The organism is Alloalcanivorax marinus (assembly GCF_016906305.1).
Taxonomy (GTDB): Bacteria; Pseudomonadota; Gammaproteobacteria; order Pseudomonadales; family Alcanivoracaceae; genus Alloalcanivorax; species Alloalcanivorax marinus.
Map to the genome: position 1 here is coordinate 36,892 of NZ_JADDOL010000009.1, position 26,923 is coordinate 63,814.

Genomic DNA, 26,923 nt, shown 5'->3' on the forward strand with positions numbered 1-26,923 from the left:
TCAGGCCCGGTCCCAGCAGCGCAGCGCCCCGCAGGCCTCCAGGAAGCGGCCGGCGTCGGCGGCGTCGTCCAGCGGCAGCACCCCCTGGGTGCCGGCGCCGTCCGGGCCGGACAGATCCAGCAGCGGCACCGCCGCGCTGGTGAAGCCGATGTACTTCTTGTGGGCCAGGGCGTCGCTGACGAAATCCCGGGCCGGCGGCAGGCCGGCCAGCTCGCGGGCACCGTCCTCGCTGACCACCAGGGCCACCGCGTCGAACAGCACCGAGGGACCGCCGTCGATTTTCTCGTCCGCTTCCAGCCAGTCGCCGTCGCTGGTGCGGACCCCGCCGATGGCGGGCGCCACGTAGGCCACCCGGGCCCCTTCCGCCAGAGCGGCCTTTTCCAGGGCGGTGAGGATCTTGCTGTCGGCGCCGTCGCTGACCAGCACGCCCAGCTTGCGGCCGGTGAAACGGCCCGGCTGATTGAGCACGATGCTCAGCGGCGTGGAGCGGGGCAGATCCTCGCGGGTGGGCTGGGCGGCTTCCGCCGGCTCCGGCAGCGGGTCGATGCGCAGCCCGTTGGCCACGCCCTGTGCCAGGCCGCCGTCGATGTTGCGCAGGTGGGAAACGATGCGGGCGCGGATCGGCGGCGTTTCCACCTTGCTCAGTTCAAACACGAAGGCATCGATGATGTGGCCCTGCTCCACCTCGGTCTGGCTGAGATAGAACTGGCGCGCCTGGCTGTAATGATCGGCGAAGCTTTCCGGGCGCAGCCGCCGCTTGGCGCCGGCCTCCTCGGCGGGAAAGCTGTGGTAGCCCCGGTCCGGATCCTCCCGTGGGCCGGCCGCCTCCCGGTCCCAGGAATTAGGCTCGTAGTTGGCGCGGCCCTTGGGGTTGTGCATGGACATGTGGCCGTCCTGCATCAGGGTGTGGAACGGGCACTGCGGCGCGTTCACCGGAATGTCGGTGAAGTTGGGCCCGCCCAGCCGCTTGAGCTGGGTATCCAGGTAGGAAAAGTTGCGCCCCTGCAGCAGCGGGTCGTTGGTGAAGTCGATGCCCGGCACCACGTTCTGGGTGCAGAACGCCACCTGCTCGGTTTCCTGGAAGAAATTGTCCACGTTCCGGTCCAGCACCAACCGGCCCACCGGCGTGATCGGCACCTGCTCTTCCGGAATGATCTTGGTGGGGTCCAGCACGTCGAATTCGAAACGGTCCGCGAACGCTTCGTCGAAGATCTGCAGGCCCAGCTCCCATTCCGGGTAGTCGCCGGCTTCGATGGCGCCCCACAGGTCGCGGCGGTGGAAGTCCGGGTCCGCGCCGTTGATTTTCAGCGCTTCGTTCCAGACCACCGACTGCAGCCCCAGCTTCGGTTTCCAGTGGAACTTCACGAAGCGGGACTCGCCGTCCGCGTTGACCAGCCGGAAGGTGTGCACGCCGAACCCCTCCATGAAACGGAAGGCGCGGGGGATGGTCCGATCGGACATGATCCACATGGCCATGTTCATGCTTTCCGGGGTCAGCGACATGAAATCCCAGAAATTGTCATGGGCGGTCTGCGCCTGGGGAAAGCCCCGGTCCGGTTCCTGCTTGGCGGCATGGATCAGGTCGGGAAACTTGATGGCATCCTGGATAAAGAACACCGGGATGTTGTTGCCCACCAGATCCCAGTTGCCTTCCTGGGTATAGAGTTTGACGGCGAAGCCGCGTACGTCACGGGCCAGGTCGCCGGAGCCCTTGTTGCCGGCCACGGTGGAGAAACGGACAAACGCCGGGGTGCGCTGGCCCTTCTTTTGAAAGGGATCGGCGCGGGTGATGTCGCTCAGCGATTCGTAGCATTCGAAAAAGCCATGGGCGCCGAAGCCGCGGGCATGCACCACCCGCTCGGGAATGCGTTCGTGATCGAAATGGAACAGCTTCTCGCGAAAATGGAAATCTTCCAGGGCGCCGGGGCCCCGTTCGCCAATGCGCAGCGAGTTCTGGTTGTCGGCCACCGGCACGCCCTGGCGGGTGGTGAGGGGCGGGGTGTCGCCGGTCTGGACCTGATGGGTTTCGCCGCCGTGGCCGCGCTGTATTTTCTGATCGCCGAGTTTGGCGGCTTTTAATTCGGACTGGGCTGACTTCCTGGCCATGCTGCCTCCTGCTGCGGGTTGCTTGCCATTACCGATCCTTGGGTGTGGACAGCCTAGGGCCGCGCCAGCGGCTTTCACAAGCCGCTCACGGACGATCAGGACACGCCGGGCCGGCCGCGATCCGTTTTTTGATTTCCTTACGTTTTTTTAAAGCGCTTTTTCATCGCGCCGAGGAATAAAAAGCCGCTTTCCGTACGGGTTTTCCCCTACGGTCGGGCGCGCTTTTGCCGCGAAGGACGATTTCCGGAGTGGAACGTAAAAAACTAAAAAAACGCTGTTTGGCCGGGTACATCGCTGGTCTCTGAATGACGGGCGCGTTACAACGGGGGCACCACGCCTCGGGAAGAGGATGGACCGATGTCACTGACAAGGAGCAACACAATGCGCATTCATCAACGTTTCGCCCTGGGCCTGATCACCGCCGCCGTGGCCGGCGCCACCCAGGCTTCAATGAGTATCCCGATGCACGCGGTGAACGCGGACGGGGTCGGCGAACGGGTGGGGCAGGTCACCGTATCGGAAAGCGACCACGGCCTGGTGTTCACGCCGCAACTGGAAGGGCTGGATCAGGGTATCCACGGCTTCCACGTTCACCAGAACGCGTCCTGCGAACCCGCCGAGAAGGACGGCAAGATGACCGCCGCGGCGGCGGCCGGCGGTCACTACGATCCGGAGAAAACCGGCCATCATGGCACCCCCTGGGGCGACGGCCACCTGGGCGACCTGCCGGCGCTGTACGTGGACGCCGACGGCAAGGCCACCTTGCCGGTGCTGGCGCCGCGTCTGGAAATGGACGATCTGGAAGGCCGGGCGGTGATGATCCACGCCGGCGGCGATAACTACTCCGACCAGCCCAAGCCCCTGGGTGGTGGCGGCGCCCGCGTGGCCTGCGGGGTCGTACCCGACTGATCCTCTCTCCCTCCACCCTGGCCGGACGACCGCTCCCGCGCGGGCCCGTCCGGCCGTCATTGCAGGGCGGTGGTCCCACCGCCATGTCCTGCCTCCGAATCTTGCCCTTCGCGGTCGCATGACCGCGCCCGCCGGCTCCGCGCCACTCGCGGCCTTTGCTGCCGCTATTTGCATATTTTGCCAATTTTTGCTGTGCGGAAGGCCCGAATGGCGTACCGATTAGGTCACAAATAAGAATGATGGATTAGTAATATTAAGGCGTGAGTATGGTCTTTCACGTCCCTGCCGATCTAGTATCCGCTCCGTACGAATATCGGAGTAGGTGGGATCGTCATGCGTCATTCATTCATCGTAATCGGCCTGTTGGTCAATCTGTACGCCGGCGTCGCGGCCGCCGCCGAGGCCACGCCCCGGATCATTGGTGGGGAGGACGTCGGAAGCGCGCCGTCCTGGATGGTGGAGGTCAAGCGCAGCCTGTCCGGCAACGCCAATTACGCCGGCACCCGCTGCGGCGGTGCCCTGGTGGCGCCGCGCTGGGTGCTGACCGCCGCGCACTGCGTGCGCACCAACGGCGTGGATTTCGAGGCTGGTACTTTATTCGTGGCGCTGGGTCATCTGAACCGCTACGCCACCCCGGCGGAAACCATCGCGGTACGGGCCGTGCACGTGCACGACGGCTACCGGAGTGACATCTACCAGAACGATCTGGCGCTACTGGAACTGGAAGCGCCCTCCGCCCAGGCGGCCCTGGATCTGGCCAAGAACGCGGAGATGGAGCGGCTGCGCCGGGGCAACCCGGACGAGGCGCTGCGCGCCCTGGGCTGGGGGCAGACCGAGAACACCTCCATGTCCACCCTGCTGCAGCAGGTGGATCTGGACTATGTCAGCCCGTCCCAGTGCGCCCGCCACTGGAACAACCTGGGCAGCGGCCAGCTGTGCGCCGGCGAGATGAATCCGGTGGCCGGCGTGGACCAGGACACCTGCCGGGGCGACAGCGGCGGCCCGCTGGTCTATCGGGACGGTGACCGGACCTGGCTGGCCGGCGTCACCAGCTACGGCTCCAGGCAGTGCGCCTCCGGGGTGCCGGCGGTGTACACCCGGGTCAGCGCCTACCTGAACTGGATCGAGCGCACCTCCGGTGGCGCCATGGTGGATCTGGAGAGCGAAACCGCCGGCGGAGCCCTGTACGCCGGCCCCGGCCAGACCCTCACCCTGGAAACGCGCATCAGCAACCGCAGCCTGGTCAACGCGGCCCGGGGCGTGGGCCTGCGCATCGACCACCAGGGCGGTTTGAACGTCTGGGCGGACGATCTGAATTGCCGCGAGCAGACCGGCTACAGCCTGTGCCAGGGCTGGAACAACCTGGACACCGGCGCCAGCGGCGCCGCCCACCGCCTGCACCTGACCCATACCGGCGCCGGTGCCGTGGCCGGCCTGGCGCGCATCGTGCCGATCAGCGACGAGCACGATTACTACACCGCCAATGAGGAACGCCTGAGCGTGGTGTTTTCCGACCAACCGGACCTGAAACTGGAGGCCACCACGGTGCGCGCCGGGGGCGCGGTGCGGGTCACCGCCACGGTCACCAACCAGGCCACCCACCGGGACGCCCCCCGCGCCTGGGTGGACTTCCAACTGCCGGCCGGCTGGGACTGGCAATCGCTGCCCGAGGGCTGCGTGGCCGGGGCGACGGTGCGCTGTGATCTGGGCGACCTGGCCCGTGGCGCCACCACCTCGCGCACCCTGGCGCTGCAGGGCGCCGGCGACGGCCGGGTGTTCATGAGCGCGGGCAACGCGGCGGGGGATTTCCCCGCCGGGGATGCCAACGCCTTCGTGACCCCGGCCCGGGCCGGCGCGGAGAGCGCCCGCAGTGAGGAAAGCGGCGGTGGAGGTGGTGGTGGCGGCGGTGCCGCGGGCCTGTGGCTGGCGCTGGTGCTGGCCGGGCTGGGCGCGCTGCGCCGTCGTCGCTAGCGAGCGGTCAGTCCACCACGGAAAGATGCTGCCGGCGCTGCTCGGGGACGAGCGCGCCGGCATTGCCTTTCCAGGGTACCGCGCCGAAACCGGACGGCACCGCCTGCAACAGGTAGGGGGCCTTGATCACGTCGAAGTAGGGAGAGTGATCGAAGTCGGCGGCGTGAAACAGCCGGGGCTGCAGGCGCAGCAGCCGGGCGGCGGCGTCCTCCGGCTGTTTGACCAGCGGGTGCACCGGAAATTGGATGAAGGCGAACGCCTCGCCGGCGGTGGTGCCGGTGATGGCGCGCAGCAGATCGTTGGCCCAGCGGTTGAGCAACCGCCGGCGCAGGCGCGCCGCCAGGGTGCGCCAGGGCACCAGCCACAGCAGCAGCAGGGTGCTCCAGCCATGCTGGGTGCCACTGCCAAGCCGGCTGATGGCGAAACGCAGGGCGTCCTGGCACTCCTCCGGGGACAGATTCTGGGCCCGGCAGACGCGCAGATGCAGACCGTGCAGATTGCTCAGGTCGCGCACCCACAGCCCCCGTTCCAGGCTGGCGTCCAGCACCAGCTGGGTGTCCGGACCGCAGGGCAGGTAATCGGCCAGCAGCGCGCGCAGGGCCGGGTCGGCCACTTCATGGGGCCGGCCTATATAAAGCAGGGCGCGGGAAAAACGGCTGCCGGTGAGCACCTTGAGGCGCCGGTCCAGGGCGCTTTCGCCGTCCACCAGCAGCACGTCGCAGGGGCGCAATTGGGCGCGCTGGCTTTCCAGGTCGCCCAGCGGCCATTCGCCATGCTCGGGCTGACGCTGCAGCCGTTCGCAGAGCCATTGGTAGAATCGTGGTGAGTGCATGCGGCGATCCTACAGCAGAGCCAGAGCGCGATCCATGACCGAATAGTCAGTGTAGAAGTGGGGCGACAGGCGCACCCCGCCGCCGCGCTCGGCGCACACCACGCCGCCGGCGTGCAGCCGGGCACGGGTGTCCGTCGGCGCCTCGCCGGGCAGCCGGAAGGTGACGATGCCGGCGCGGCGGGCCGGATCCGCCGGGCTCAACAGCTCGGCGCCCCGCGCCGCCAGGCCCTGGTGCAGATGGGCCACGCGGTCGGCCAGGGCCGCCTCCACCCGGTCCATGCCCAGTTCCTCGAACAATGACAGGGAGGCGTCCAGGGCGTGGGTGGCCAGCATATTGGGGCTGCCGCACTCGAAGCGGGTGGCGTCGGCGGCCACCTGCCAGTCCTTGCGCGTGTAATCGCCGGCGGCGGCGATCATGTGCCAGCCGAACTGACGCAGGGTGAGCTGGTCGCGCACCGCCGGGCGGCAATAGAACAGCGCCAGCCCCTCCGGGCCGAGCATCCATTTGTGGCCATCGGCGACCACGAAATCGGCGCAACAGGCGCCGGCGTCGAAGGCCACCGCGCCCAGGCTCTGGATCGCGTCCACGCAAAACAGCACACCGCGCTCGCGGCAGGCCCGCCCGATCGGCGCCAGGTCCAGGCGGATGCCGCTGCCGTACTGCACCGACGACAGGGACACCAGCCGGGTGCCTTCACCGATGGCGTCGATGACGCGCTGCTCGGCCCCTTCGCCGCTCACGTCCACTTCCACCACCTCCACGCCCCGGTCGGCCAGGGCCTGCCAGGGAATGCGGTTGGACGGAAATTCCTGGTCGCTGATCAGCACCCGGTCTCCCGGTTGCCAGTCGAGCCCCTGGGCGATCACCGACAGCCCCTCGGAGGTGTTTTTCAGCAATGCGACCTCGCCGGGTGCCACCTGGATCAGCCGCGCCAGTCGCTGGCGCAGGCGCGCTTCCACCTCCAGCCAGGCCGGGTAGTCCCGGGCGCCCACCCGAATGTTCTGATCGGCGAAGGCGACCACCGCGTCGCGGGTGCGGCGCGGCCACGGCGCCACCGCCGCGTGGTTGAGATACAGCACCTCGTCCTGGAGGGGAAATTCCGCTTTGAGATCGACCATCAGGGGCTCCTTGAGTATGATCCGGCCCGGCACCGACGCGGTCGGCGCCGCCCGCGGCGCGGCGGGACGTGGCCCGATTGTAACGGTCATGGCGGGGGCGTGCAGGGCTTCGGGTTGTGATAGGGTAACGGTACCGTCCCCGGGTGGCGGGAATAAGGAGAAGTCGATGGGAGATCTGGAAAAAGCGACGCGCAAGGCACGGGAATTCCGCCAGCGGGAGCAGGAGATTCTCGACGCCGCCCTGGCGCTGTTTCTGGAGCAGGGGGAAGACCGGGTCACGGTGGAAATGATCGCCGACCGGGTGGGCATCGGCAAAGGCACCATCTACAAGCACTTCGAAACCAAGAACGAAATTTACCTGCTGCTGATGCTGCGCTACGAGGAGGATCTGGCGGAGGTCTTCAACAGCATCCACGGCAGCCACGACAAGGAAGCGCTGGCCCGGGAATACTTCCGTTTCCGGATCGGTGACCCGGCCCGCTACCAGCTGTTCGACCGGCTGGAAAACAAGGTGATCAAGGATCACGCGGTGCCGGACCTGGTCGACAAGCTGCATCGCATTCGCGAAGCCAACTTCAATCAGCTGACCCACATCGTCGAAGCGCGCATCCAGGAAGGCTCCCTGGAGGACGTGCCGCCCATGTACCACATCTGCGCGGCCTGGGCCCTGGCCCACGGCGCCGTGGCGCTGATGCAGTCGCCGTTCTACCAGCGGCTGATCGACGACAAGCCCGACTTCCTGGACTTCCTGGTGGAAATCGGCATCCGCATGGGCAACAAGGGTCAGCGCGGTAAATAGGGACATCATGAGCAAAGCCGAGGAACTGCTGGCGCTGCTGGAAAAGGCGGAGCAGGACGAACAGGGCCTGCCGCCGGTTCACAAATGGAACCCGGAGCGCCGCGACGACATCGACATGCGCATCGCCAGCGACGGCACCTGGTATTACCAGGGCTCGCCCATCGAGCGGCACCGCATGGTGAAGCTGTTCTCCACCATTCTGCTGCGCGAGGGCGACGACTATTTCCTGGTCACGCCGGTGGAAAAACTGCGCATCCAGGTGGACGACGTGCCGTTCGTGGCCACCGAGGTGGAGACGGTGAGCGGCGACGGCCCGGACAAGCTGGTGTTCACCACCAACGTGGACGCCCACGTGGTGGCCGGCGCCCGCCACCCGCTGCGGGTGGAGACCGATCCGGACAGCGGCGAACCGCGCCCCTACGTGCACGTGCGCGACAACCTGGAAGCGCTGATCGCGCGCACCGTGTTTTACCGCCTGGTGGAGCAGGCGCGCCGGGAAGAGCAGGGCGACGGTGCCCGCCTGGTGATCGACTCCGACGGCCAGACCTTCGAACTGGGCCGGCTTTAGGCCGGCTCCCCGGGGCGGGGCAGGCCGGTGCCGCACTGCTTGCAGAAGCGGGCGTCCGGGTCGTGGTCGTGGCGATGGCAGTTGGGGCATTCCCGCTCGTAGCGTTTAGCCATATGGGCCCGGGACATTTCCGCGGTGACGATGCCAGTGGGCACCGCGATGATGGCGTAACCGGTGATCATCGCCAGGGACGCCACCGCCTGACCGAACGGCGTCTGCGGCGAAATGTCGCCGTAGCCCACCGTGGTGATGGTGACGATGGCCCAGTAGATGCTGCGCGGAATGCTGGTGAAGCCGTTGGCCGGGCCCTCCACCACGTACATCAGACTGCCGAAGATGATGATCACCACCACCACCGCGAACATGAACACGCCAATCTTGCGCCGGGTGCGCACCAGGGTGCTGCCCAGCTGATTGGCCTCGTCCATCAGCTGGGCCAGCTTGAGCACCCGGAATACCCGCAGCACCCGCAGGGCGCGAATGGTCAGCAGATAATTGGCGCCGGGCAGCAGCAGGCTCAGGTAGGTCGGAATCACCGACACCAGATCCACCACGCCATAGAAGCTGCGCGCGTAGCGAAGCGGCCGGTCGCTGACCCATAGCCGAACGATGTATTCCAGGGTGAACAGCAGAGTGAAGAACCACTCCGCCGCGTACAGAAGGGTGCCGTGGCGCTGATGAATGGACTGCACGCTGTCCAGGGTCACCGCCAACACGCTGGCGATGATGGCCAGAATCAGCAGTTGGTCGAACCAGCGCCCGGCGGGCGTGTCCGTGCCGAAGATAATGTGGCGCCAGCGGTCACGAAGACTGGCGGAGCGAGCGTTCATGGCCGTCCTTACCGGCCGCCCGGCGGGCGGTATCGAAAGCGGTTCGCGGGTGGTGGAGGGCGCCTATTCTGGCTTGTTCGCGGCGTCGTTACCACTTAGGCTTTGACCATAACAAAACAGTAAACCGGATTGTTTCTCGGGGGGAAGTCATGGCACGCCTGCAAGCGTGGTTCATTGCCCTGTATCCGCTGACCGTTCTGTTGCTCTGCGCCCATGCCCTGTCGCTGTGGTGGCGCGGCGGTCACTGGTTGTGGCTGGGCGTGGTGCTGGTCAATGCACCGATTCTGGCGCTGATCGCCGGGTTGTTACGGGTGGGCCCTGCGCGCGCCACGACCGGGCTGCCGCCGCTGATCCTGTGCGCCTGGGCGGGCGCCGCCCTGACCCTGGCGGGCACCCTGGCCCTGGGTGATCCGCGGCCCCTCGCCTGGCTCTATGCCGCCCAGGGCCTGGTGGGGCTCTGCGTCTGCCTGTTCATATTCCAACCGCAACGCGGCGACCGGCGGCCGGGCCCCCGGCCGGGTCAGGTGCTGCCGCCGTTGGCGTTCAGGGACCTGCGGGGCCGCCCGGTCAGCAGTGTCGCCCTGCGCGGCAGGCCGGCGGTGTTGTTGTTCGTGCGCGGCCCCTGGTGCTCGCTGTCCATGGCGCAGCTTCGCGAGTTGATGCGCCGCCGTCCCCAGCTGGAACGGCGCGGCGCGCGCCTGGTGCTGATCAGTGCGCAGCCGCTGGCGCGTACCGCCCGCCTGGCCGCCCGGCTGGGCGCGTCGCTGGAATGGTGGGTGGACCCGCAACTTGTCTCGGCGCGTACCCTGGGGCTGATCGAGCCGGGCGGCACGCCGATGGGGCTGGAGCTGTTCGGCCACCCCCGCGATACCGTGCGGCCCACGGTGCTGATCACCGACGCCGAGGGGGAAATCCGCTACGTCAACGTGGCCGGCCCACACCGGGTGCGCCCGGAGCCCACCGCCTTTCTGCGGGTGCTGGACACGATGACGCCGGCGCCCCGCTGAGACGCGCTTCGCGCACGCTCGTACCAGCGCCGGGGGCCTTGGTAAAAAAAGGTTTCCGGTAGACCGTGTCGGACACCCTTCGCTACCGCCGGCTACGCTTCATTACACAGGTGCAACCGCGCCGCTCTACATCCCTTTGCACCCCCCTTCCATAGTCGCTCAATGCGCCATCCCTCATCGGGGGCGATAACGACGAGAACAGACGGAGGGGTAAACCTTGGATACCGATATCAAGAAACTGATCGGCGGCGGCGTACTGGCGTTGCTGCTCACCGCCTGTGGGGGCGGGGGCGGTGGTGGCGGTGGCGGCGACGCCGGCGGCACACCGACACCGTCCACCCGCGAACTGCCCCAGGAGATGGCGGCGGTGGTGGACGAGAGCAACGAATTCACCAATGAATTCTGCCCGGAAACCAGTGGTGGCCAGGCGCCCGGCGCCAGCGTCGACCCCGGCGCCTGTGTGCAGGAGGCGGAAGCCGCGGACGGCGGCGTGCCGGACCCGACCAGCGTGGTGGCGCAATTCTGCCCGGTGGCCTCGGAGTCCTTCGACCTGGGCGGCCTGTTCGATCCCACCGCCTTCCTGGACAACCTGCAGAATCCCCAGGACCTGCTCAGCGGCGGGTCCCTGACCTTCCCGCTGGCCTGTCTGCAGGAATCCGCCGGCAATCTCGGCCAGCTGCAGGACCTGATCGGGGGCAGCAACCCGATCACCGAGCAGCTGTGTCCGGAAGCGGCCGCGGCGGGTGCCTTTGATCCGGCCACCTGCCTGGCGGAAATCGCCGGCGGCGCCGGTGGCGGCCTGCCCCAGTTCCCCGGTGGCGGGGGCGGTGGCGCGCCGTCCATTCCCGGCGCGGACGGCTTCTGCCCGACCACCGCCGCCGGCGGCTTCGGCCCGACCACGGTGCTTGACTGCCTCAACGAAGTCAGCCGCGTGTATGTGACCATCGTCGATCAGATCCGCATCCCCAACCCGATCACCGAAGCGGTCTGTCCCCTTGAGCACAGCACCGGTCTGGTGGACCCGGTGGCCTGTCTCAAGGAAGGGCTCGCTGGCAACGGCCTGCCCGGCCTGCCCGGTCTCGGCGATCTGCCGGGCCTGCCCGGTGGAGGCGGCGGTGAAGGCCCCGGCGTGCCGCCGGAACTCACCGACGCCCTGGGCGCGATCTGCCCGGACGCGCTGGGCGGCGAAATCGGCCCGACCACGCCCATCGACTGTCTGACCGAAGCGGGCGGCAACCTGGGGGCGCTCACCGACCTGTTCGGCGAGCTGGGCGGCGGCAACCCGCTTACCGACGCGCTCTGTCCGGCGGCCTCCGGCGCCGGCAGCCTGGACCCGGCCGCCTGCCTCACCGAGGCGCTGCAGAAACTGCCCGCCGGTGGCGGCGGTGGCACGCCGCAGATTCCGGGCACCGGCATGCTGCTGGACCAGATCTGTCCGGACGCGGCGGCCGGTGAACTGGGCCCGACCACCCCCATCGCTTGCCTGAGCGAACTGGGCAGCGGCTTTGGTGGCCTGGAAGACCTGCTCGGCATGGTGGGCGGCGATAACCCGCTGCTCGACCAGCTGTGCCCGGCGGCCTCGGAGGGCGGCAGCCCGGATCCGGCGGCCTGCTTCATGGAAGCCCTGGAAGGCCTGCCCGGCGCGCTGCCGCTGCCCGGCGGTGGTGACGGCGGCGGCCTGCCCGGTGCCGATCAACTGCTGGACCAGCTGTGCCCGGCCACCGCCGAAGGCGAAGTGGGTCCGACCACGCCCATCGACTGCCTCACCGAGGCGGGCGGTAATCTGGGCGGCCTGACCGATCTGCTCGGCGGCCTGGGCGGCAGCAACCCGCTCACCGACGCGCTCTGCCCGGCGGCGTCCGGCGCCGACAGCCTGGACCCGGCGGCCTGCATCACCGAGGCCCTGGGCAACCTGCCCGGTGCCCCGGGCGGTGACGGCGGCGTGCCGGAAATCCCCGGTCTGGGCGATGGCCTGGCGCAGATCTGCCCGAACGCGGCGGAAGCGGGCCTGAGCCCCACCCTGCCGCTGACCTGCCTGATGGAGGTGGGAGGCAACTTCGGCCAGCTGCAGGACCTGCTGGGCGGCGGTCTCGGTGGCGGTGAAGGCGACGCCGATCCGGTGACCGGGCAGATTTGCCCGGAAGCCGGCGCCGGCGGTCTGAGCCCGACGTTGCCCCTGGAGTGCCTGCTGGAAGCGGGGCAGAACCTGCCGGATCTGCTCACCGGTCTGCTCGGCGGCCTGGCGCCCTGACGCCGGTGGTTTAAAAAGGTGTGGTAACAAAAAGCCCCGGCCTTGGCCGGGGCTTTTTTGTGCCGAAGCGGCGCGACGTCAGTCGCGGACGCGGCGGGGCAGGGTGTCGCGCACCTTGTCGGCCAGGTTGACGATGGCCTGTTCGGTGGTGTCCCAGCCGATGCAGCCGTCGGTGACCGACACGCCGTATTCCAGCTCGTCCAGATTGGCGGGGATCTTCTGATTGCCTTCCTTGAGATGGGATTCCACCATCAGCCCGACGATGGAGGTGTTGCCCTCCAGAATCTGATTGCCGATGTTTTCCATCACCAGGGGCTGCAGGCCCGGGTCCTTGTTGGAGTTGGCGTGGGAGCAGTCGACCATGATGTTGGTGGACACGCCGGCCTTCTCCAGGGCGCTTTCCGCCAGGGCCACGGACACCGAGTCGTAGTTCGGCTTGCCGCCGCCACCGCGCAGCACCACGTGGGCATACTGGTTGCCCTTGGTGGTGGTCAGCGCCACCCGGCCGTCCGGGTCGATACCCAGAAAACGGTGGGGATGGCGGACGCTGAGCATGGCGTTGACCGCCACGTCCAGGCTGCCGTCGGTGCCGTTCTTGAAGCCCACCGGGCCGGACAGGCCGGAGGACATTTCCCGGTGGGTCTGGGATTCGGTGGTGCGGGCGCCGATGGCGGACCAGGAAATCAGATCCTGAATGTACTGCGGGGTGGTCGGATCGAGGGCCTCGGTGGCCGCCGCCAGCCCCAGATCCGCCACGTCCAGCAGCAGCTTGCGGGCGATGTTCAGGCCGTCTTCCACCTTGAACGAGTCGTTCATGTAGGGGTCGTTGATCAGCCCCTTCCAGCCCACCGTGGTGCGCGGCTTCTCGAAGTACACGCGCAGCACCAGGAACAGGGCGTCGTCCACCTTGGCGGCCAGCGTCTTGAGGCGCTCGGCGTACTCCATGGCCGCCTTCGGGTCATGGATCGAACAGGGCCCGATCACCACGAACAGGCGCGGGTCCTTGCGATCCAGAATATCGCGGATCTGCTGGCGGCCCCGATACACGGTGTCCGCCGCCTGGTCGCTGAGCGGCAGCTTTTCCTTCAGGGCCCGGGGCGTGATCAGCACGTCCTGGGATTCGATATTGAGGTCGTCGAGTTGTTGATGGCTCATGGTCTGGCTGCTTATTGGTGGTCGTGGCCGGAAGACCCGCAGTCTAGCCGAATACCGCTAAGGTTTCAGCCCGGGAGGCCGATAACGGCGAGGCTCCGTTTTGCTTCCCATCAGGATTGACATGAAACCTTTCGCTTTCCAGGGCCTGCGTCTGCAGGCCAAGATTCTTTTGCTTTCCCTGGTGCCGCTGATGGTGGCGGTGCTGGCTCTGACCACCTGGTCCGCCCTGGAGCGGGCGCGGGCCACCGATCACAGCCTGGCGCAGCAGCGCCAGGCGATGATCGCGATGCGGGAGCGGGGCATCCGCAGCGCCGCGGAAGTGGCCCGCTCGGCGATCCGGCCGCTACTGAACATGGCGGACGAGGAGGAAGCCCAACGCCTCGCCAAGCGCATGATCCTGGGCATGAAATTCGACGGCGACAGCTACCTGTTCGCCTACGACTTCCGAGGCAATAAAGTCGCCAACGCCAACAACCCCAGCAGCAATTCCTGGGACCTTCAGGACGCGAACGGCCAGTACATCGTCCGCGACATGGTTCAGGTGGCCCGGGACCAGGGAGAGGGCCCCTACCAGTACAAGTGGCTGCACCCCGGCACCGGCAAGGTGGAGACCAAATACGGCTATCTGGTGTCGGTGCCGGAATGGAATTGGGTGATCGGCACCGGCGTCTATATCACCGACATCGACGAGGACATGGCGGTGATCGAGGCCGCCGCGCGGGCGGAGCTGCGCCGCTCGGTGACGGTGGGCGTGCTCGCCGGGGTCGCCTTGCTGCTGGGGGTGGGCGTGCTCGCCGTGTGGCTGGTGCGCCGGGTGGTCCGGCCGATCCGCGATACCGCCCGGGCCATGGAGGACATTGCCCGGGGCAAGGGCGACCTGACCCGCCGCCTGACCGTCTCCGGCGACGACGAAGTGGGCGAGCTGGCGCGCCAGTTCAACGCCTTTGTGTCGCGCATGCAGGACGCCCTGCGCGAAGTGCGTGACACCACCGGCTCGGTGAACCGGGCCGCCGACGAGATCGCCTCCGGCAGCGAGGAACTGGCCACCCGCACCGAGCAGTCCGCCGCCAGCCTGCAGGAAACCTCCGCCTCCATGGAGGAAATCACCGCCACCGTCAGCCACACCGCCGACTCCGCCGAACGCGCCAGCACCATGGTGGGCGACGCGGCGCGGGTGGCCGGGGAGGGTGGCCGGGCCATGCAGGAGGTGCAGACCACCATGGCCTCCATCGACGAAGCCGCCGGGCGCATCGCCGAGATCATCGGCCTGATCGACGGCATCGCCTTCCAGACCAATATTCTGGCGCTGAACGCGTCCGTGGAAGCGGCCCGGGCCGGCGAACACGGCCGGGGCTTCGCGGTGGTGGCCCAGGAGGTGCGCAACCTGGCCGGGCGCAGCGGCGAGGCCGCCGCGGAGATTCGCGGCCTGATCGACACCTCGGTGACCCGCACCCGTCAGGGCTCGGAACTGGTGCGCCGGGCCGGCGCCACCATGAAGGAGATCGTCGACAGCGTGACGCCGGTGAGCGAGCTGATCGCCGACATCAGCACCGGCGCCCGGGAGCAGAGCCGTGGCATCGGTCAGGTCAATACGGCGGTGGCGGAAATGGATTCCATGACCCAGCAGAACGCCGCCATGGTGCAGCAGACCTCGGCGGCGGCGGTGACGATGCGCGGCCATGCGGAGCGCCTGGACACGCTGATCAAGTCGTTCGTGCTGTAGGGCTTGTCCGCGGGCCGGCTCAGGCGCCGGCCAGCAGCTCCGCCACGTACTCCGGCACGCGTTGCGACGCCGGGCCGTGGCGATGCTCCGCGAAAGCGGTGGCCTGCTCCGAGGGCTCCAGGTTGAGTTCCACGGTGTGGGCACCGTGGCCGCGCGCTTCGGCCACGAAACCGGCCGCCGGATAGACGTTGCCGCTGGTGCCGATGCTGATGAAGCGCTCGCAGCCGGCCAGGGCGTCGAAGATCCGCTCCATCTCCAGCGGGATTTCCCCGAACCACACCACGTGGGGGCGCAGGCAGCCGGCCACGCCGCACACGCCGCAGGTCAGCTCCGGACTCAGGGTCTCCTCCACCGGCACCAGCGCGCCGGTGGAGCGGCAGCGTGCCTTGAGCAGCTCGCCGTGCATATGAATCACGTTGCGGCTGCCGGCGCGCTCGTGCAGATCGTCCACGTTCTGGGTGACCACCAGCACCTGACCGGGCAGGGCCCGCTCCAGCTCGGCCAGGGCGCGATGGGCGGCGTTGGGACGAATCGCCGGGTCGCGCAGCTGGGCGCGGCGCTGGTTGTAGAAACGCTGCACGCCGTGGGGGTCGCGCTGAAACGCTTCCGGCGTGGCCACGTCCTCCAGGCGGTGGTTTTCCCACAGTCCGCCGCTGTCGCGGAAGGTGCGGATGCCGGATTCCGCCGAGATTCCGGCGCCGGTAAGTATTACAATCTTTTCCTGCATGGGTGACCGTCTCCCGTTACCGTTCAACGTTCGCGGAGTGTTATGGATACGATTATCTCACGACAGGAAGTGCTGTCGTTACCCGCCCGGGGCGCCGTCAATCTGCTGCATTTTCATCAGGGCATGGTACTGGTGGTGGGCGCCGACGCGGTGGGCCTGTACCGGGACCGGCGCGCGGTGGAGGACCCGCTGGCCAACGGGCTGGTGGGCTACGAACCGATCCCGGACGCCCTGCGCCCGGTGTTCGTGGATCCGGACGGCTTCGTCAGCGAACAGACCTCCGGCTTTATCGGCCTGAGCTCCGGCGCCGCCCTGTTCGTGCGTCCGGATGGCGTGGCCCTGTATCCGTCCGGCCTGGACGCGCTGCATAATCGCGATTGTTGCTGGCTGATCCCCTTTCCGCCCCTGAACGCCTGACCCCGGCGGCACACTATTATTCTGATGGAGCATAGGCATGGCCGAAGAAAGTACACGACTGCGTCTGCGCCAACTGACCGGGGACGATTACCCGGCCCTGGCCCGTCTTATGGACATGGTCTACCACGACATCGGCGGCGCCTGGCCGGAGGAGACCGTGGCCACCCTGATCCGGCTGTTCCCGGAAGGGCAGATGGTGATCGAGGACAACGGCAACCTGGTGGCCACGGCGCTGACCATCAAGGTGAGCTACGACCGGTTCTCCAACCCGCACCGCTATGAAGACCTGATCACCGACGACAAGGTGCGTTCCCACAGCCGCAAGGGCGACGCCCTGTATGGCCTGGACGTGTTCGTGGACCCGGAATATCGCGGCTATCGGCTGGGCCGCCGGCTCTACGAGGCGCGCAAGGAACTGTGCCGCGAGGAAAATCTACGCGCCATCCTGGCCGGCGGGCGTCTGCCCGGCTACAAGGACTACGCCGACACCATGTCGGTGACCGAATACATCGCCGAAGTGGAAAGCCGGGCGATCTACGATCCGATCCTGACCTTCCAGCTGTCCAACGGCTTCGACGTCAAACGGCTGCTCAAGAAATACCTGCCCGAGGACGAGAGCTCGCGGGGCTACGCCACCCTGCTGGAGTGGGACAATATCCTCTACCAGCCGGACGACGACGGCGACTGGCCGCGCCGTTCGGTGGTGCGTCTGGGCGTGGTGCAGCGCCGCATGCGCGCCGCCCGCTCGGTGGAGGACCTGCTCAGCCAGGTGGAGTTCTTCGTTGATTCCCTGTCCGATTACCGCGCCGACTTCGCGGTGCTGCCGGAGTTTTTCAGCGCCCCGCTGATGGGCCTCAAACCGGACCTGAACTCGGTGGAGGCGGTGCGCTACCTGGCCAGCTTCACCGAGGAAATCCGCGACGCCATGGCCGACATGGCGGTGAGCTACAACATCAACATCATCGGCGGCTCCATGCCGCTGGAAGAGGACGGCCGTATCTACAACGTGGCCTACCTGATGCGCCGCGACGGCTCCGTGGAAGAGCAGAAGAAAATCCACATCACCCCCCACGAGCGCAAGGACTGGGCGATCCAGGGCGGTAATGATCTGCGCATCTTCGACACCGACGCGGGCCGCATCGGCATCCTGATCTGCTACGACGTGGAATTCCCGGAGCTGGGCCGGTTGCTGGCGGAGCAGGGCATGGAGATCCTGTTCGTGCCGTTCTGGACCGACACCAAGAACGGTTACCTGCGGGTGCGCCACTGCGCCCAGGCCCGGGCCATCGAGAACGAGTGCTACGTGGCCATTTCCGGCAGCGTCGGCAACCTGCCCCGGGTGGACAACGTGGACATCCAGTACGCCCAGTCCGCGGTGTTCTCGCCCAGCGACTTCTATTTTCCCCACGACGGCACCATCAGCGAATCGGTGCCCAACACCGAGATGCTGCTGTTCGCCGACGTGGATCTGGAAAAGCTCAAGCTGCTGCACAGCGAAGGCTCGGTGACCAACCTGCGCGACCGCCGCAAGGACCTCTACAACCTGGTGTGGCGCGGTCGCAAGGCACTGGACGCGGAATGAGCGCGCGGTGAAAACCGGCGGCGGTTCGTGTAAAAGCGGGTAAAACCTTTTTTCCGTCCTCCCCGCGGGGCGCTTCGCGCGCCCCGAAATCCCCTGCAAAGCAAGCGGTTACTGGCTTATCGGCGCGGTTCCGGCGCTTTTTGCACGGGCCGTGATCGAGCGCCTAGGCTGGAATCTGGTCATCACGCACAGGGAGGCGCTCACCGTGACTGAATCCACCACTGACCCCAACCGGGGCACACCCGGCCGCCCGCAACAGACCGACACCGAGCAGGTGCTGTGCTCCGTCAACGTGGACGGCAATCTGCTGATCGGCCCGGCGGGCAAGCCGCTGATCGATTTTCTCGAGCAACACCGCATCGACCTGCCGCACGTTTGCTATTTGCCCAGTCTGGGGCCCATCGAGACCTGCGACACCTGCTGGGTGGAGGTGGACGGTGAGCTGCAGCGGGGCTGCGCCCTGACCCTGAAGGACGGCATGAGCGTGCGCATCGATTCCGAGGCCGCCCGCGATGCCCGCCATGAGGGCGCCGACCGCATCGTCGCCCGCCACGAGCTGTATTGCTCGGTGTGCGAGAACAACAACGGCGACTGCGAAGTGCACAACGTGGTGGAGCGCATGGAGATTCCGTACCAGCGCTATCCCTACAAGGAGAAACCCTACGAGCTGGACGACAGCCATCCGTTCTATCAGTACGATCCGGACCAGTGCATTCTTTGCGGCCGTTGCGTGGAGGCCTGCCAGAACATCCAGGTCACCGGCACCCTGAGCATCGACTGGGAGCGGGACGATCCCAGGGTGCTGTGGGACGGCGGCGAGGTCGCCAACGAATCCAGCTGTGTGTCCTGCGGTCACTGCGTCACCGTCTGCCCCTGCAACGCGCTGATGGAAAAGACCATGGTGGGGCAGGCCGGGCCCCTCACCGCGTTGCCGGAATCGGTGAAGCGCCCGGCCATCGATCTGGTCAAGCGCGTGGAACCCACGGTGGGCTTCCAGCCGATTTTCGCGCTGTCCGAGGTGGACGCCGCCTGGCGGGAATCCGAGATCAAACGCACCAAGACCGTCTGCACCTATTGCGGCGTGGGCTGCGCTTTCGAGATGTGGACTCGGGACCGCACCATTCTCAAGGTGCAGCCGGTGGAAGAGGCGCCGGTGAACGGCATCTCCACCTGTGTGAAGGGCAAGTTCGGCTGGGACTTCGTCAACGCCGAGGACCGGCTGACCACGCCGCTGATCCGCGATAACGGCGAGTTCCGGCCGGCCAGCTGGGAAGAAGCCTATGCCCTGATCGCGCGCCGCTTCCTGGAGATCAAGGAAGCGCACGGCCCGGACGCGCTGTCGTTCGTGGCCTCCAGCAAGTGCACCAACGAGGAATCCTATCTGGTGCAAAAGCTGGCCCGGGCGGTGATCGGCACCAACAACGTGGACAACTGCTCGCGCTACTGCCAGTCGCCGGCCACCCAGGGCCTGTGGCGCACGGTCGGTTACGGCGGCGACGAGGGTTCCATCGAGGACCTGGAAGGCGCCGAGCTGCTGGTGATCGTCGGCTCCAACACCGCGGAAAGCCATCCGGTGATCGCCACCCGCCTGAAGCAGGCGCAGAAACATCGTGGCCAGCGGCACATCGTCGCCGACCTGCGCCGCCATGAAATGGTGGAGCGGGCCGACGAGCACATCCACCCCCGCCCCGGCACCGATCTGGTCTGGATCAGCGCCATGATCAAATACATCCTCGACCAGGGCCTGGAAGACCGGGCCTTCCTGGACGAGAAGGTCAATGGGCTGGATGAGTACCTGGACAGCCTGGCGCCTTTCACCCTGGAATACGCCGAGGCGGAGACCGGCATCGCCGCCGACCGCCTCGCCGACCTGGCCCGCCAGATCGCCGACGCGGGTTCCGTGTGCGCGATCTGGGCCATGGGCGTGACTCAGCACGTGAACGGCTCGGACGTATCCACGGCGCTGGCCAACCTGATGCTGGTGACCGGCAACTCCGGCCGGCCCAACACCGGTTGTTACCCCATGCGCGGCCACAACAACGTGCAGGGGACCAGCGACTTCGGGGCCATGCCCGGGCGTTTTCCCGGTTACGAGTTCGTGGCCGACGACCAGGTTCGGGCGCGCTACGAGGCGGGTTGGGGCGTCACCCTGCCCAAGGAGAAAGGCTACAACAACCACACCATGGTGCAGGCCATGCACGACCGGAAAATCCGCGCCATGTACGTGCTCGCCGAGGAGATGGCCCTGGTGGACGCCAACGCCCGCCACGTGCAGGAGGGCTTCGACCAGCTGGATTTCATGGTGGTCCAGGAAATTTTCTTCACCCGCACCTGCGAACAGGCGGACGTGGTGCTGCCCGGCGCGCCGAGCGTGGAGAAGGAGGGCACCTACGTGAACACGGAGCGGCGCTTCCAGCGGCTCTACGAGGTGATGCCGCCGTTGACCGGGTGCAAGGCGGACTGGCGGATCCTGACCGAGCTGGCCCAGGCCCTGGGCGCCGACTGGGACTACCAGAATCCCTCCGAGATCATGGACGAGGCCGCGTCGCTGGCGCCCATGTTCGCCGGCGTCAGCTACGACCGGCTGGAAGGCTTCGACAGTCTGCAATGGCCGGTGCGCGCGGACGGCGCCGACACGCCCCATCTTTATCTGGACGGCTACCCGTTCGAGGACGGCAAGGCCAGGCTGTATCCGCTGGACTTCCACGCGCCGTCGGAGCCGGTCAACGAGGAATACGACCTGCACGTCAACAACGGCCGGCTGCTGGAAACCTTCCACGAAGGCAACCTGACGCACCGTTCCCGGGGGCTGCGCAGTCAGGTGCCCGGCAACTTCGTGGAGGTGTCGCCGCAGCTGGCGGAGGCGCGCGGCATCAAAACCGGCAGCCTGGTCAAACTGATCAGCCGCCACGGCGAGATCAGCGTGCATGTGCTGGTCACCGACCGGGTGGCCGGCAATGAGGTCTACGTGCCGGAGAACGCCACCGACAACGAGCACGCCATCAACATGCTGGCCTCCAACCACGCGGACAAGGACAGCCATACGCCGGCGTTCAAGGAAATCTCGGCGCGCCTGGAAGTGGTCCAGGTGGAGGGGCCGGCGCCGCTGCCGGCGGACAATTTCCGTTTCTGGACGGCGACACCGCAAAGCGGCGTGCTCACCGAACGCAAATGGCAGCGCCAGGACTATGTGCAACCGCCGGCAGCGGCGCGCAACCCGGAGAAATTCTGATGGCCAAGGCAATCCACTACGAGGTGCCGGCGCCGGCCATGCCGGACGAGGCCCGCGAGGAACTGGACAAACTGCTGCGCAACCTTCATGAACGCGGGGTGCTGCGGCTGCTGAACGATCTGCTCGGCGCCTTTCCCGAGGTGTCCGGAATCCTGATGCGGGGCATCAACAACGAGGACAGCCGCAACGCCATCCAGAACCTGTCGCTGCTGGCCATGGGCCTGGGCCGGATTCCGCCGGAGCGCTTCGCCACGGTGACCCGGGCCCTCACCGAGGCCCTGGACGCCATGGAGGAGAACGCCGGCGACCGCGCCCCCGGCGGGCCCGGGGTCACCGGGACCTACCGGCTGCTGCACGACGATGATCTGTGGCGCGGGCTGGGGCCGTTGCTGGAAGGGATACGCCGGTTCGGGGCGCGGCTCGGCGAGCCGGAAGAGAAGCCCGCCGCCCGGCGTCACGACCTGGAGTGACCGGGCGCGGTTCAGCGCCACTCCTGGAACGCCTCCACCACCCGGGCGGCCAGCGCCTCGGCGGCGGGGGACAACGACTCGCCGCGCAGCAGCGCGATGCGGTACTCGCCCAGCGGCGGCAGACCGTGCTCGGCGCCCAGCCGCCGCAGGGGCGGGCGCACCAGGCTGCGCGGGAAGGGGGAGATGGCCAGGTCGGCGAGCATGGCCGCTTCCTGGCCGGCGCAATGTTCGCTGCTGTAGGCCACACGGTAGTCGATGCCGGCCTGGTCCAGCGCCGCCAGGGCCATGCCCCGCCAGGCGCAGCCGTGGCTGGCCAGCGACAGCGGCAACGGTGACCGTTGCGCCGCCACGCCGCCTTCCCGGCCGGCCCACACCAGAGGCTCGCTGTGCACCACTTCCCCCAGGCCGGGCGCCAGATCGTCGTTGCCTTCGGTGACCAGCACCAGATCCAGCTTTTCATCGATCATGCGGCCCACCAGATCGCCGCTGCGACCGGCCACCACCTCCACCTGCACCGCCGGGTGGCCGCTGGCGAAGCGGCTCAGCACCTGGGGCAGGATGCGGGTGCCGATGTCGTCCGGCGTGCCCAGCCGCACCACGCCGTCCAGCGCCGGCGACAGAAACCGGGCCACCGCTTCCTGGTTCAGCTTCAGCAGCCGCCGGCCGTAGCCGAGCAGCATTTCGCCCTCCGGCGTCAGCCTGACCTGGCGCGCCTCGCGCACGAACAGCGGGTGGCCGAGGGTTTCCTCCAGCCGCTTGATCTGCATGCTCAGCGCCGAGGGGGTACGGAACACCTGCCGGGCGGCGCGGGTGAAGCTGCCGCTCTCGGCGATGGCCACGAAGCTGCGCAGCACGTCGGTATCCAGCAGCGGTGGGGGAGAAGGGGCGGAGGCCGTCATGGCGGTACCTTTCAATAAATCTGAAAGGTGAGTGTAGATCTTTTCGTTGGATTGAACAAAGACCGGCGGCGATGCTGGGCGTTCTTCAAGCACACGCAGCCCGCGAAGGAGTCCGCCATGAGTCTGCCCGATACCGAACACGCACCGCGCCCGCGCCGTCCGCGGGAACCGGAGTTGTATATGCCGGCGATGCCGCCCCTGGGCCTGATCCACGCCCTGGAAACCCGCGTGGGCGGCTGGTTGAAACGTCGGCGCCTGCGCCGCCTCGAACGTCACCAGGACGCCGCGCCGGTGGTACCTGGCGGCGGTAGGAGCGACTTCAGTCGCGATGAAGACGGCACCGGCGCTGATCGCGACTGAAGTCGCTCCTACATCCGACCGACCGGTGAAGCGCATAAAAAAAGCGCCCCGAGGGGCGCTTTTTGGTTTCCGGCGAGGGGACCCGCTTACATGTTCGGGTAGTTCGGGCCGCCGGTGCCTTCCGGGGCCACCCAGACGATGTTCTGGGTCGGGTCCTTGATGTCGCAGGTCTTGCAGTGCACGCAGTTCTGCGCGTTGATCTGGAACCGCTTTTCGCCGCTGGTTTCGTCGGTCACCACCTCGTACACGCCCGCCGGGCAATAGCGCTGCGCCGGTTCGTCGTACTTGGGCAGATTGTACTCGATGGGGATGCTCGGATCCTTGAGGGTCAGGTGGCAGGGCTGATCCTCTTCATGGTTGGTGTTGGACAGGAACACCGAATCCAGCTTGTTGAAGGTCAGCTTGCCGTCCGGTTTCGGGTAGTTGATCTTCTTGCACTGATCCGCCGGCTTCAGGGTGTCGTGATCCGGAGTGGTATCGCGCATGGTGAACGGCAGCTTGCCGTTGAAGATGTTCAGGTCCACGAACGCGAAGGCGGAACCCAGCAGGTTGCCGAACTTGTGCTGGGCGGGGCCGAAGTTGCGCTGCTGGTGCAGTTCTTCGTAAACCCAGCTGTTCTCGAAGGTGGCCTTGTACTCGCTCAGCTCGTCGGCGGCGCGGCCGTCGGCGATCGCCTTGGCGATGGTCTCGGCGGCCATCATGCCGGACTTCATGGCGGTGTGGTTGCCCTTGATCTTGGCGAAGTTCAGGGTGCCGGCGTCACAGCCCACCAGAATACCGCCGGGGAAGGTCATCTTCGGCAGCGACTGCAGGCCGCCCTTGGAAATGGCACGGGCGCCGTAGCTGACGCGCTTGCCGCCTTCCAGATACTTCTTCACTTCCGGATGGGTCTTCCAGCGCTGCATCTCGTCGAACGGCGAGACGTGCGGGTTGGAATAGGCCAGATCGGTGATCAGACCCAGGGTCACCTGATTGTCTTCCAGGTGGTACAGGAAGGCACCGCCCGGGGAGCCGGATTCGCTCAGCGGCCAGCCGGCGCTGTGCATGACCAGGCCCTTCTTGTGCTTGGACGGATCGATTTCCCACAGTTCCTTGATGCCGATGCCGTAATGCTGCGGGTCCACGCCTTCGCGCAGGTTGTATTTCTCCATCAGCTGCTTGCCCAGATGGCCACGGCAGCCTTCGGAGAACACGGTGTATTTGGCGTGCAGCTCCATGCCCGGGTCGTAGCTGGGCTTGTGCTCGCCGTCGGCGGCGACGCCCATCTGACCGGTGGCGATGCCTTTCACGGAGCCGTCTTCATTATAGAGAATCTCGCTGGCGGCGAAGCCCGGGAAGATCTCGATGCCCATGCCTTCCGCCTGTTCCGCCAGCCAGCGGCACAGGTTGCCCAACGAAATCACATAGTTGCCTTCGTTGTGCATGGTTTTCGGCGCGAACGGGCCGGGCACCTTGCTGGCCTTGTCGGCACCGGTGAAATAGTAGATTTCGTCGGCGGTGACCGGAGCGTTCAGCGGCGCGCCTTTTTCTTTCCAGTCGGGGAACAGTTCATTCAGCGCGCGCGGCTCGAACACCGCGCCGGAGAGAATATGGGCGCCCACTTCGGAGCCCTTCTCGACGACCACCACGCTGAGTTCCTGGCCGCTTTCCTGGGCGATTTGGCCGAGCCGGCAGGCGGTTGCCAGACCGGAGGGGCCGGCGCCGACGATCACTACGTCGACTTCCATTGATTCGCGTTCCACAGCCTGTCTCCTAGCTTTCGGTTGCGTTACGGCCCTTATAGTGCCTTGTAGGGGCCGGCCGGGACCTCGCCGTGACGCCGTGAGCCTGAGGCCGTGTGGCCTGGCCGGTGCGGGCGGAGGTTCTTGGGGTGGCGCGAGTATATAAGCATCCGACGGACGGCACCACCAATTGGGCAGATGTGAAACTCTCTTTCACAAATGCTCAAACGAGTGTTTGGATTATCCGTCGCCAGGTGATTGATTTTCAACAAAATGGGCGACCGGCGGGTCATGAATAATGAACACAATTGGCAGAGAAATCATCCGCTTACACATTTTCGGCCTATTGACCTTGCCGGGGTTGGCGTTCAAGATACCGGACCTCGCGCGGGGCCCCGTGTTCGGCGTCGTCTCGCCTTTTTCGTCGTTTTCGTCCCTCCCGGGGACCGGGTTGCCACAAGGCTCGGTGGGCTTCCAAACCCTGGTTTGTGGCAGCCGCGGCAGGGAACGATTCAAGTCACCAAGTGGAAGATTCCGAGGATCCTATGAAGGTTCTTGTACCCATCAAGCGAGTCATCGACTACAACGTTAAGGTTCGTGTCAAAGCGGACCACTCCGGTGTCGATCTCGCCAATGTCAAAATGGCCATGAACCCCTTCTGCGAAATCGCCGTGGAAGAAGCCGTGCGCCTGAAGGAAAAAGGCGTGGTGTCCGAAATCGTGGCCGTGAGCATCGGTCCGAAGGCCGCCCAGGAACAACTGCGTACCGCCATGGCGCTGGGCGCCGACCGCTCCATCCTGGTGGAAACCGACGAAGACGTGCAGCCGCTGGGCATCGCCAAGGCCCTCAAGGCCATCGTTGACGAAGAGAAGCCGGAACTGGTTATCCTCGGCAAGCAGGCGATCGACGACGACAACAACCAGACCGGCCAGATGCTGGCCGCGCTGACCGGCATGCCCCAGGGCACCTTCGCTTCCGAAGTGAACGTGGAAGAAGGCAAGGTCAAGGTTACCCGCGAGATCGACGGCGGCCTGCAGACCGTTGAACTGAAGCTGCCGGCGGTGGTGACCACCGACCTGCGCCTCAACGAGCCGCGCTACGCCTCCCTGCCCAACATCATGAAGGCCAAGAAGAAGCCGATGGACGTGAAATCCCCGGCGGACCTGGGTGTCGACATGACCCCGCGCGTCACCATCGAGAAGGTGGAAACCCCGGCCGAGCGCAAGGCCGGTGTCATGGTGGGCTCCGTGGATGAGCTGGTCGACAAACTGAAGAACGAAGCGAAGGTGATCTGATGAGTGTTTTAGTCTACGCCGAACACGACAATGCCGCGCTGAACAAGGCGACGCTCAGCGTCATCGCCGCCGCCAAGGAAATTGGCGGTGACATCACCGTTCTGGTCGCCGGCAAGGGCTGCAACGCCGTGGCCGAGCAGGCCGCCAAGGCCGAGGGCGTGAGCAAGGTGCTGTGCGCCGACAACGACGCCTACGAGCACCAGCTGGCCGAGAACATCGCCGAGCTGGTGGCCGAAGTGGGCGCCGATTACAGCCACATCCTGGCCGCCGCCACCACCACTGGCAAGAACTTCGCGCCGCGCGCCGCCGCGCTGATGGACGTGGCCCAGATCTCCGAGATCTCCGAAGTGGTCGATGGCGACACCTTCAAGCGCCCGATCTACGCCGGCAACGCCATCGCCACCGTGAAGTGCGGTGACGACAAGAAAGTGATCACCGTGCGTCCGACTTCCTTCGACGCGGTGGCCGAGGAGGGCGGTTCCGCCTCCGTGGAAAGCTGCGACGTGGTCAAGGACGCCGGCATCTCCTCCTTCGTGGGCGAGGAACTGGCCAAGTCCGACCGTCCCGAGCTGGCCAGCGCCGAGATCGTGATCTCCGGTGGCCGCGGCATGGGCAACGGCGACAACTTCGAGATCCTCTACAAAGTGGCCGACAAGCTGGGCGCCGCCGTGGGGGCCTCCCGCGCCGCCGTGGACGCCGGCTTCGTGCCCAACGACATGCAGGTCGGTCAGACCGGCAAGATCGTGGCGCCGAACCTGTACATGGCCGTGGGCATCTCCGGTGCCATCCAGCATCTGGCGGGCATGAAGGACTCCAAGGTGATCGTCGCGATCAACAAGGACGAGGAAGCCCCGATCTTCCAGGTGGCCGACTACGGCCTGGTGGCGGATCTGTTCGAAGCGGTGCCGGAGCTGGACAGCAAGCTCTGAGCCCGATTCGACCTCGGTTCC

Annotated in this window: 22 protein-coding genes; 14 read left to right on the top strand and 8 right to left on the bottom strand. The window is 66.7% G+C overall.

The window, feature by feature from the left end:
- Positions 1-2,106, bottom strand: coding sequence for a catalase (locus IM760_RS09530; protein ID WP_204428659.1), 2,106 nt, complete (start codon positions 2,104-2,106; stop codon positions 1-3).
- Positions 2,107-2,487: 381 nt separating this feature from the next.
- Between IM760_RS09530 and sodC the strand changes: the two genes are divergently transcribed.
- Positions 2,488-3,015: a superoxide dismutase family protein gene (gene sodC / locus IM760_RS09535; protein WP_204428661.1), complete on the top strand. Its 528-nt coding sequence runs from the start codon at positions 2,488-2,490 to the stop codon at positions 3,013-3,015.
- 333 nt (positions 3,016-3,348) lie between these two features.
- Entirely contained in the window at positions 3,349-4,986 is a 1,638-nt protein-coding gene (locus IM760_RS09540; RefSeq protein WP_204428663.1) for a serine protease, read from the top strand.
- 7 nt (positions 4,987-4,993) lie between these two features.
- On the opposite strand, the gene IM760_RS09545 is transcribed toward IM760_RS09540, so the two are convergent.
- Together IM760_RS09545 and IM760_RS09550 are read right to left on the bottom strand one after the other, a co-directional pair.
- The gene (locus IM760_RS09545; protein WP_204428665.1) at positions 4,994-5,818 is read right to left on the bottom strand and encodes a hypothetical protein; all 825 of its coding nucleotides are present in this window, start codon (positions 5,816-5,818) and stop codon (positions 4,994-4,996) included.
- Between the two features lie 9 nt (positions 5,819-5,827).
- Positions 5,828-6,937, bottom strand: a complete 1,110-nt coding sequence (locus IM760_RS09550) for an aminotransferase class V-fold PLP-dependent enzyme (protein ID WP_204428667.1) — start codon at positions 6,935-6,937, stop codon at positions 5,828-5,830.
- A 166-nt stretch (positions 6,938-7,103) separates the two neighbouring features.
- On the opposite strand from IM760_RS09550, the gene IM760_RS09555 reads away from it, so the two are divergent.
- Positions 7,104-7,736, top strand: a complete 633-nt coding sequence (locus IM760_RS09555) for a TetR/AcrR family transcriptional regulator (RefSeq protein WP_138772048.1) — start codon at positions 7,104-7,106, stop codon at positions 7,734-7,736.
- A gap of 7 nt (positions 7,737-7,743) precedes the next feature.
- Entirely contained in the window at positions 7,744-8,304 is a 561-nt protein-coding gene (locus IM760_RS09560) for a DUF1285 domain-containing protein (RefSeq protein WP_204428669.1), read from the top strand.
- Here IM760_RS09560 and IM760_RS09565 read toward each other — a convergent pair.
- Positions 8,301-9,134, bottom strand: coding sequence for an ion transporter (locus IM760_RS09565; protein WP_204428671.1), 834 nt, complete (start codon positions 9,132-9,134; stop codon positions 8,301-8,303). The two genes, IM760_RS09560 and IM760_RS09565, sit on opposite strands and share 4 nt — an antisense overlap.
- 149 nt (positions 9,135-9,283) lie before the next feature.
- On the opposite strand from IM760_RS09565, the gene IM760_RS09570 reads away from it, so the two are divergent.
- Both IM760_RS09570 and IM760_RS09575 read left to right on the top strand, forming a co-directional pair.
- Positions 9,284-10,141 carry a peroxiredoxin family protein gene (locus IM760_RS09570; RefSeq protein ID WP_204428673.1) on the top strand — a complete coding sequence of 286 codons (858 nt, stop codon included), beginning with the start codon at positions 9,284-9,286 and terminating at the stop codon, positions 10,139-10,141.
- 217 nt (positions 10,142-10,358) lie between these two features.
- Positions 10,359-12,392, top strand: a complete 2,034-nt coding sequence (locus IM760_RS09575) for a hypothetical protein (protein ID WP_204428675.1) — start codon at positions 10,359-10,361, stop codon at positions 12,390-12,392.
- Between the two features lie 78 nt (positions 12,393-12,470).
- Here the strand turns inward: IM760_RS09575 and IM760_RS09580 are convergent, their stop codons facing one another.
- Positions 12,471-13,547, bottom strand: coding sequence for a 3-deoxy-7-phosphoheptulonate synthase (locus IM760_RS09580; RefSeq protein ID WP_204428677.1), 1,077 nt, complete (start codon positions 13,545-13,547; stop codon positions 12,471-12,473).
- A 121-nt stretch (positions 13,548-13,668) separates the two neighbouring features.
- On the opposite strand from IM760_RS09580, the gene IM760_RS19015 reads away from it, so the two are divergent.
- Positions 13,669-15,270, top strand: coding sequence for a methyl-accepting chemotaxis protein (locus IM760_RS19015; protein ID WP_204428678.1), 1,602 nt, complete (start codon positions 13,669-13,671; stop codon positions 15,268-15,270).
- A 19-nt stretch (positions 15,271-15,289) separates the two neighbouring features.
- On the opposite strand, the gene cobB is transcribed toward IM760_RS19015, so the two are convergent.
- Positions 15,290-15,997, bottom strand: a complete 708-nt coding sequence (cobB, locus tag IM760_RS09590) for a Sir2 family NAD+-dependent deacetylase (RefSeq protein ID WP_204428679.1) — start codon at positions 15,995-15,997, stop codon at positions 15,290-15,292.
- Positions 15,998-16,039: 42 nt separating this feature from the next.
- Between cobB and IM760_RS09595 the strand changes: the two genes are divergently transcribed.
- From IM760_RS09595 to IM760_RS09610, 4 genes are all read left to right on the top strand, one after another.
- A complete protein-coding gene (locus tag IM760_RS09595) occupies positions 16,040-16,414 on the top strand; it encodes a hypothetical protein (RefSeq protein ID WP_204428680.1) in 375 nt (124 codons plus the stop codon).
- 37 nt (positions 16,415-16,451) lie between these two features.
- Entirely contained in the window at positions 16,452-17,996 is a 1,545-nt protein-coding gene (locus IM760_RS09600) for a bifunctional GNAT family N-acetyltransferase/carbon-nitrogen hydrolase family protein (protein ID WP_204428682.1), read from the top strand.
- Between the two features lie 205 nt (positions 17,997-18,201).
- Complete coding sequence (gene fdhF / locus IM760_RS09605) at positions 18,202-21,228, top strand: formate dehydrogenase subunit alpha (RefSeq protein ID WP_338021389.1); 3,027 nt, start codon at positions 18,202-18,204, stop codon at positions 21,226-21,228.
- Positions 21,228-21,698, top strand: a complete 471-nt coding sequence (locus IM760_RS09610; RefSeq protein ID WP_204428684.1) for a helical membrane plugin domain-containing protein — start codon at positions 21,228-21,230, stop codon at positions 21,696-21,698. The genes fdhF and IM760_RS09610 overlap by 1 nt, the downstream gene beginning before the upstream one ends.
- Before the next feature lie 11 nt (positions 21,699-21,709).
- On the opposite strand, the gene IM760_RS09615 is transcribed toward IM760_RS09610, so the two are convergent.
- Positions 21,710-22,597, bottom strand: a complete 888-nt coding sequence (locus IM760_RS09615) for a LysR family transcriptional regulator (RefSeq protein WP_204428686.1) — start codon at positions 22,595-22,597, stop codon at positions 21,710-21,712.
- Positions 22,598-22,714: 117 nt separating this feature from the next.
- Here IM760_RS09615 and IM760_RS09620 point away from each other — a divergent pair, with 117 nt between their 5' ends.
- The gene (locus IM760_RS09620) at positions 22,715-22,957 is read left to right on the top strand and encodes a hypothetical protein (RefSeq protein WP_204428688.1); all 243 of its coding nucleotides are present in this window, start codon (positions 22,715-22,717) and stop codon (positions 22,955-22,957) included.
- 86 nt (positions 22,958-23,043) lie between these two features.
- On the opposite strand, the gene IM760_RS09625 is transcribed toward IM760_RS09620, so the two are convergent.
- Positions 23,044-24,699, bottom strand: a complete 1,656-nt coding sequence (locus IM760_RS09625; RefSeq protein WP_204428690.1) for a 4Fe-4S dicluster domain-containing protein — start codon at positions 24,697-24,699, stop codon at positions 23,044-23,046.
- A gap of 524 nt (positions 24,700-25,223) precedes the next feature.
- Between IM760_RS09625 and IM760_RS09630 the strand changes: the two genes are divergently transcribed.
- Together IM760_RS09630 and IM760_RS09635 are read left to right on the top strand one after the other, a co-directional pair.
- On the top strand, positions 25,224-25,973 hold the full coding sequence (locus tag IM760_RS09630; protein WP_204428692.1) for an electron transfer flavoprotein subunit beta/FixA family protein: 750 nt from the start codon (positions 25,224-25,226) through the stop codon (positions 25,971-25,973).
- Positions 25,973-26,902, top strand: a complete 930-nt coding sequence (locus tag IM760_RS09635; protein WP_204428694.1) for an electron transfer flavoprotein subunit alpha/FixB family protein — start codon at positions 25,973-25,975, stop codon at positions 26,900-26,902. The genes IM760_RS09630 and IM760_RS09635 overlap by 1 nt, the downstream gene beginning before the upstream one ends.
- Positions 26,903-26,923 lie beyond the last annotated feature (21 nt).

Coding starts and splice junctions, on each gene's coding strand:
- IM760_RS09530 (WP_204428659.1), bottom strand. CDS start 2,106: ATGGCCAGGAAGTCAGCCCAGTCCGAATTAAAAGCCGCCAAACTCGGC.
- sodC (WP_204428661.1), top strand. CDS start 2,488: ATGCGCATTCATCAACGTTTCGCCCTGGGCCTGATCACCGCCGCCGTG.
- IM760_RS09540 (WP_204428663.1), top strand. CDS start 3,349: ATGCGTCATTCATTCATCGTAATCGGCCTGTTGGTCAATCTGTACGCC.
- IM760_RS09545 (WP_204428665.1), bottom strand. CDS start 5,818: ATGCACTCACCACGATTCTACCAATGGCTCTGCGAACGGCTGCAGCGT.
- IM760_RS09550 (WP_204428667.1), bottom strand. CDS start 6,937: ATGGTCGATCTCAAAGCGGAATTTCCCCTCCAGGACGAGGTGCTGTAT.
- IM760_RS09555 (WP_138772048.1), top strand. CDS start 7,104: ATGGGAGATCTGGAAAAAGCGACGCGCAAGGCACGGGAATTCCGCCAG.
- IM760_RS09560 (WP_204428669.1), top strand. CDS start 7,744: ATGAGCAAAGCCGAGGAACTGCTGGCGCTGCTGGAAAAGGCGGAGCAG.
- IM760_RS09565 (WP_204428671.1), bottom strand. CDS start 9,134: ATGAACGCTCGCTCCGCCAGTCTTCGTGACCGCTGGCGCCACATTATC.
- IM760_RS09570 (WP_204428673.1), top strand. CDS start 9,284: ATGGCACGCCTGCAAGCGTGGTTCATTGCCCTGTATCCGCTGACCGTT.
- IM760_RS09580 (WP_204428677.1), bottom strand. CDS start 13,547: ATGAGCCATCAACAACTCGACGACCTCAATATCGAATCCCAGGACGTG.
- IM760_RS19015 (WP_204428678.1), top strand. CDS start 13,669: ATGAAACCTTTCGCTTTCCAGGGCCTGCGTCTGCAGGCCAAGATTCTT.
- cobB (WP_204428679.1), bottom strand. CDS start 15,997: ATGCAGGAAAAGATTGTAATACTTACCGGCGCCGGAATCTCGGCGGAA.
- IM760_RS09595 (WP_204428680.1), top strand. CDS start 16,040: ATGGATACGATTATCTCACGACAGGAAGTGCTGTCGTTACCCGCCCGG.
- IM760_RS09600 (WP_204428682.1), top strand. CDS start 16,452: ATGGCCGAAGAAAGTACACGACTGCGTCTGCGCCAACTGACCGGGGAC.
- IM760_RS09610 (WP_204428684.1), top strand. CDS start 21,228: ATGGCCAAGGCAATCCACTACGAGGTGCCGGCGCCGGCCATGCCGGAC.
- IM760_RS09615 (WP_204428686.1), bottom strand. CDS start 22,597: ATGACGGCCTCCGCCCCTTCTCCCCCACCGCTGCTGGATACCGACGTG.
- IM760_RS09620 (WP_204428688.1), top strand. CDS start 22,715: ATGAGTCTGCCCGATACCGAACACGCACCGCGCCCGCGCCGTCCGCGG.
- IM760_RS09630 (WP_204428692.1), top strand. CDS start 25,224: ATGAAGGTTCTTGTACCCATCAAGCGAGTCATCGACTACAACGTTAAG.
- IM760_RS09635 (WP_204428694.1), top strand. CDS start 25,973: ATGAGTGTTTTAGTCTACGCCGAACACGACAATGCCGCGCTGAACAAG.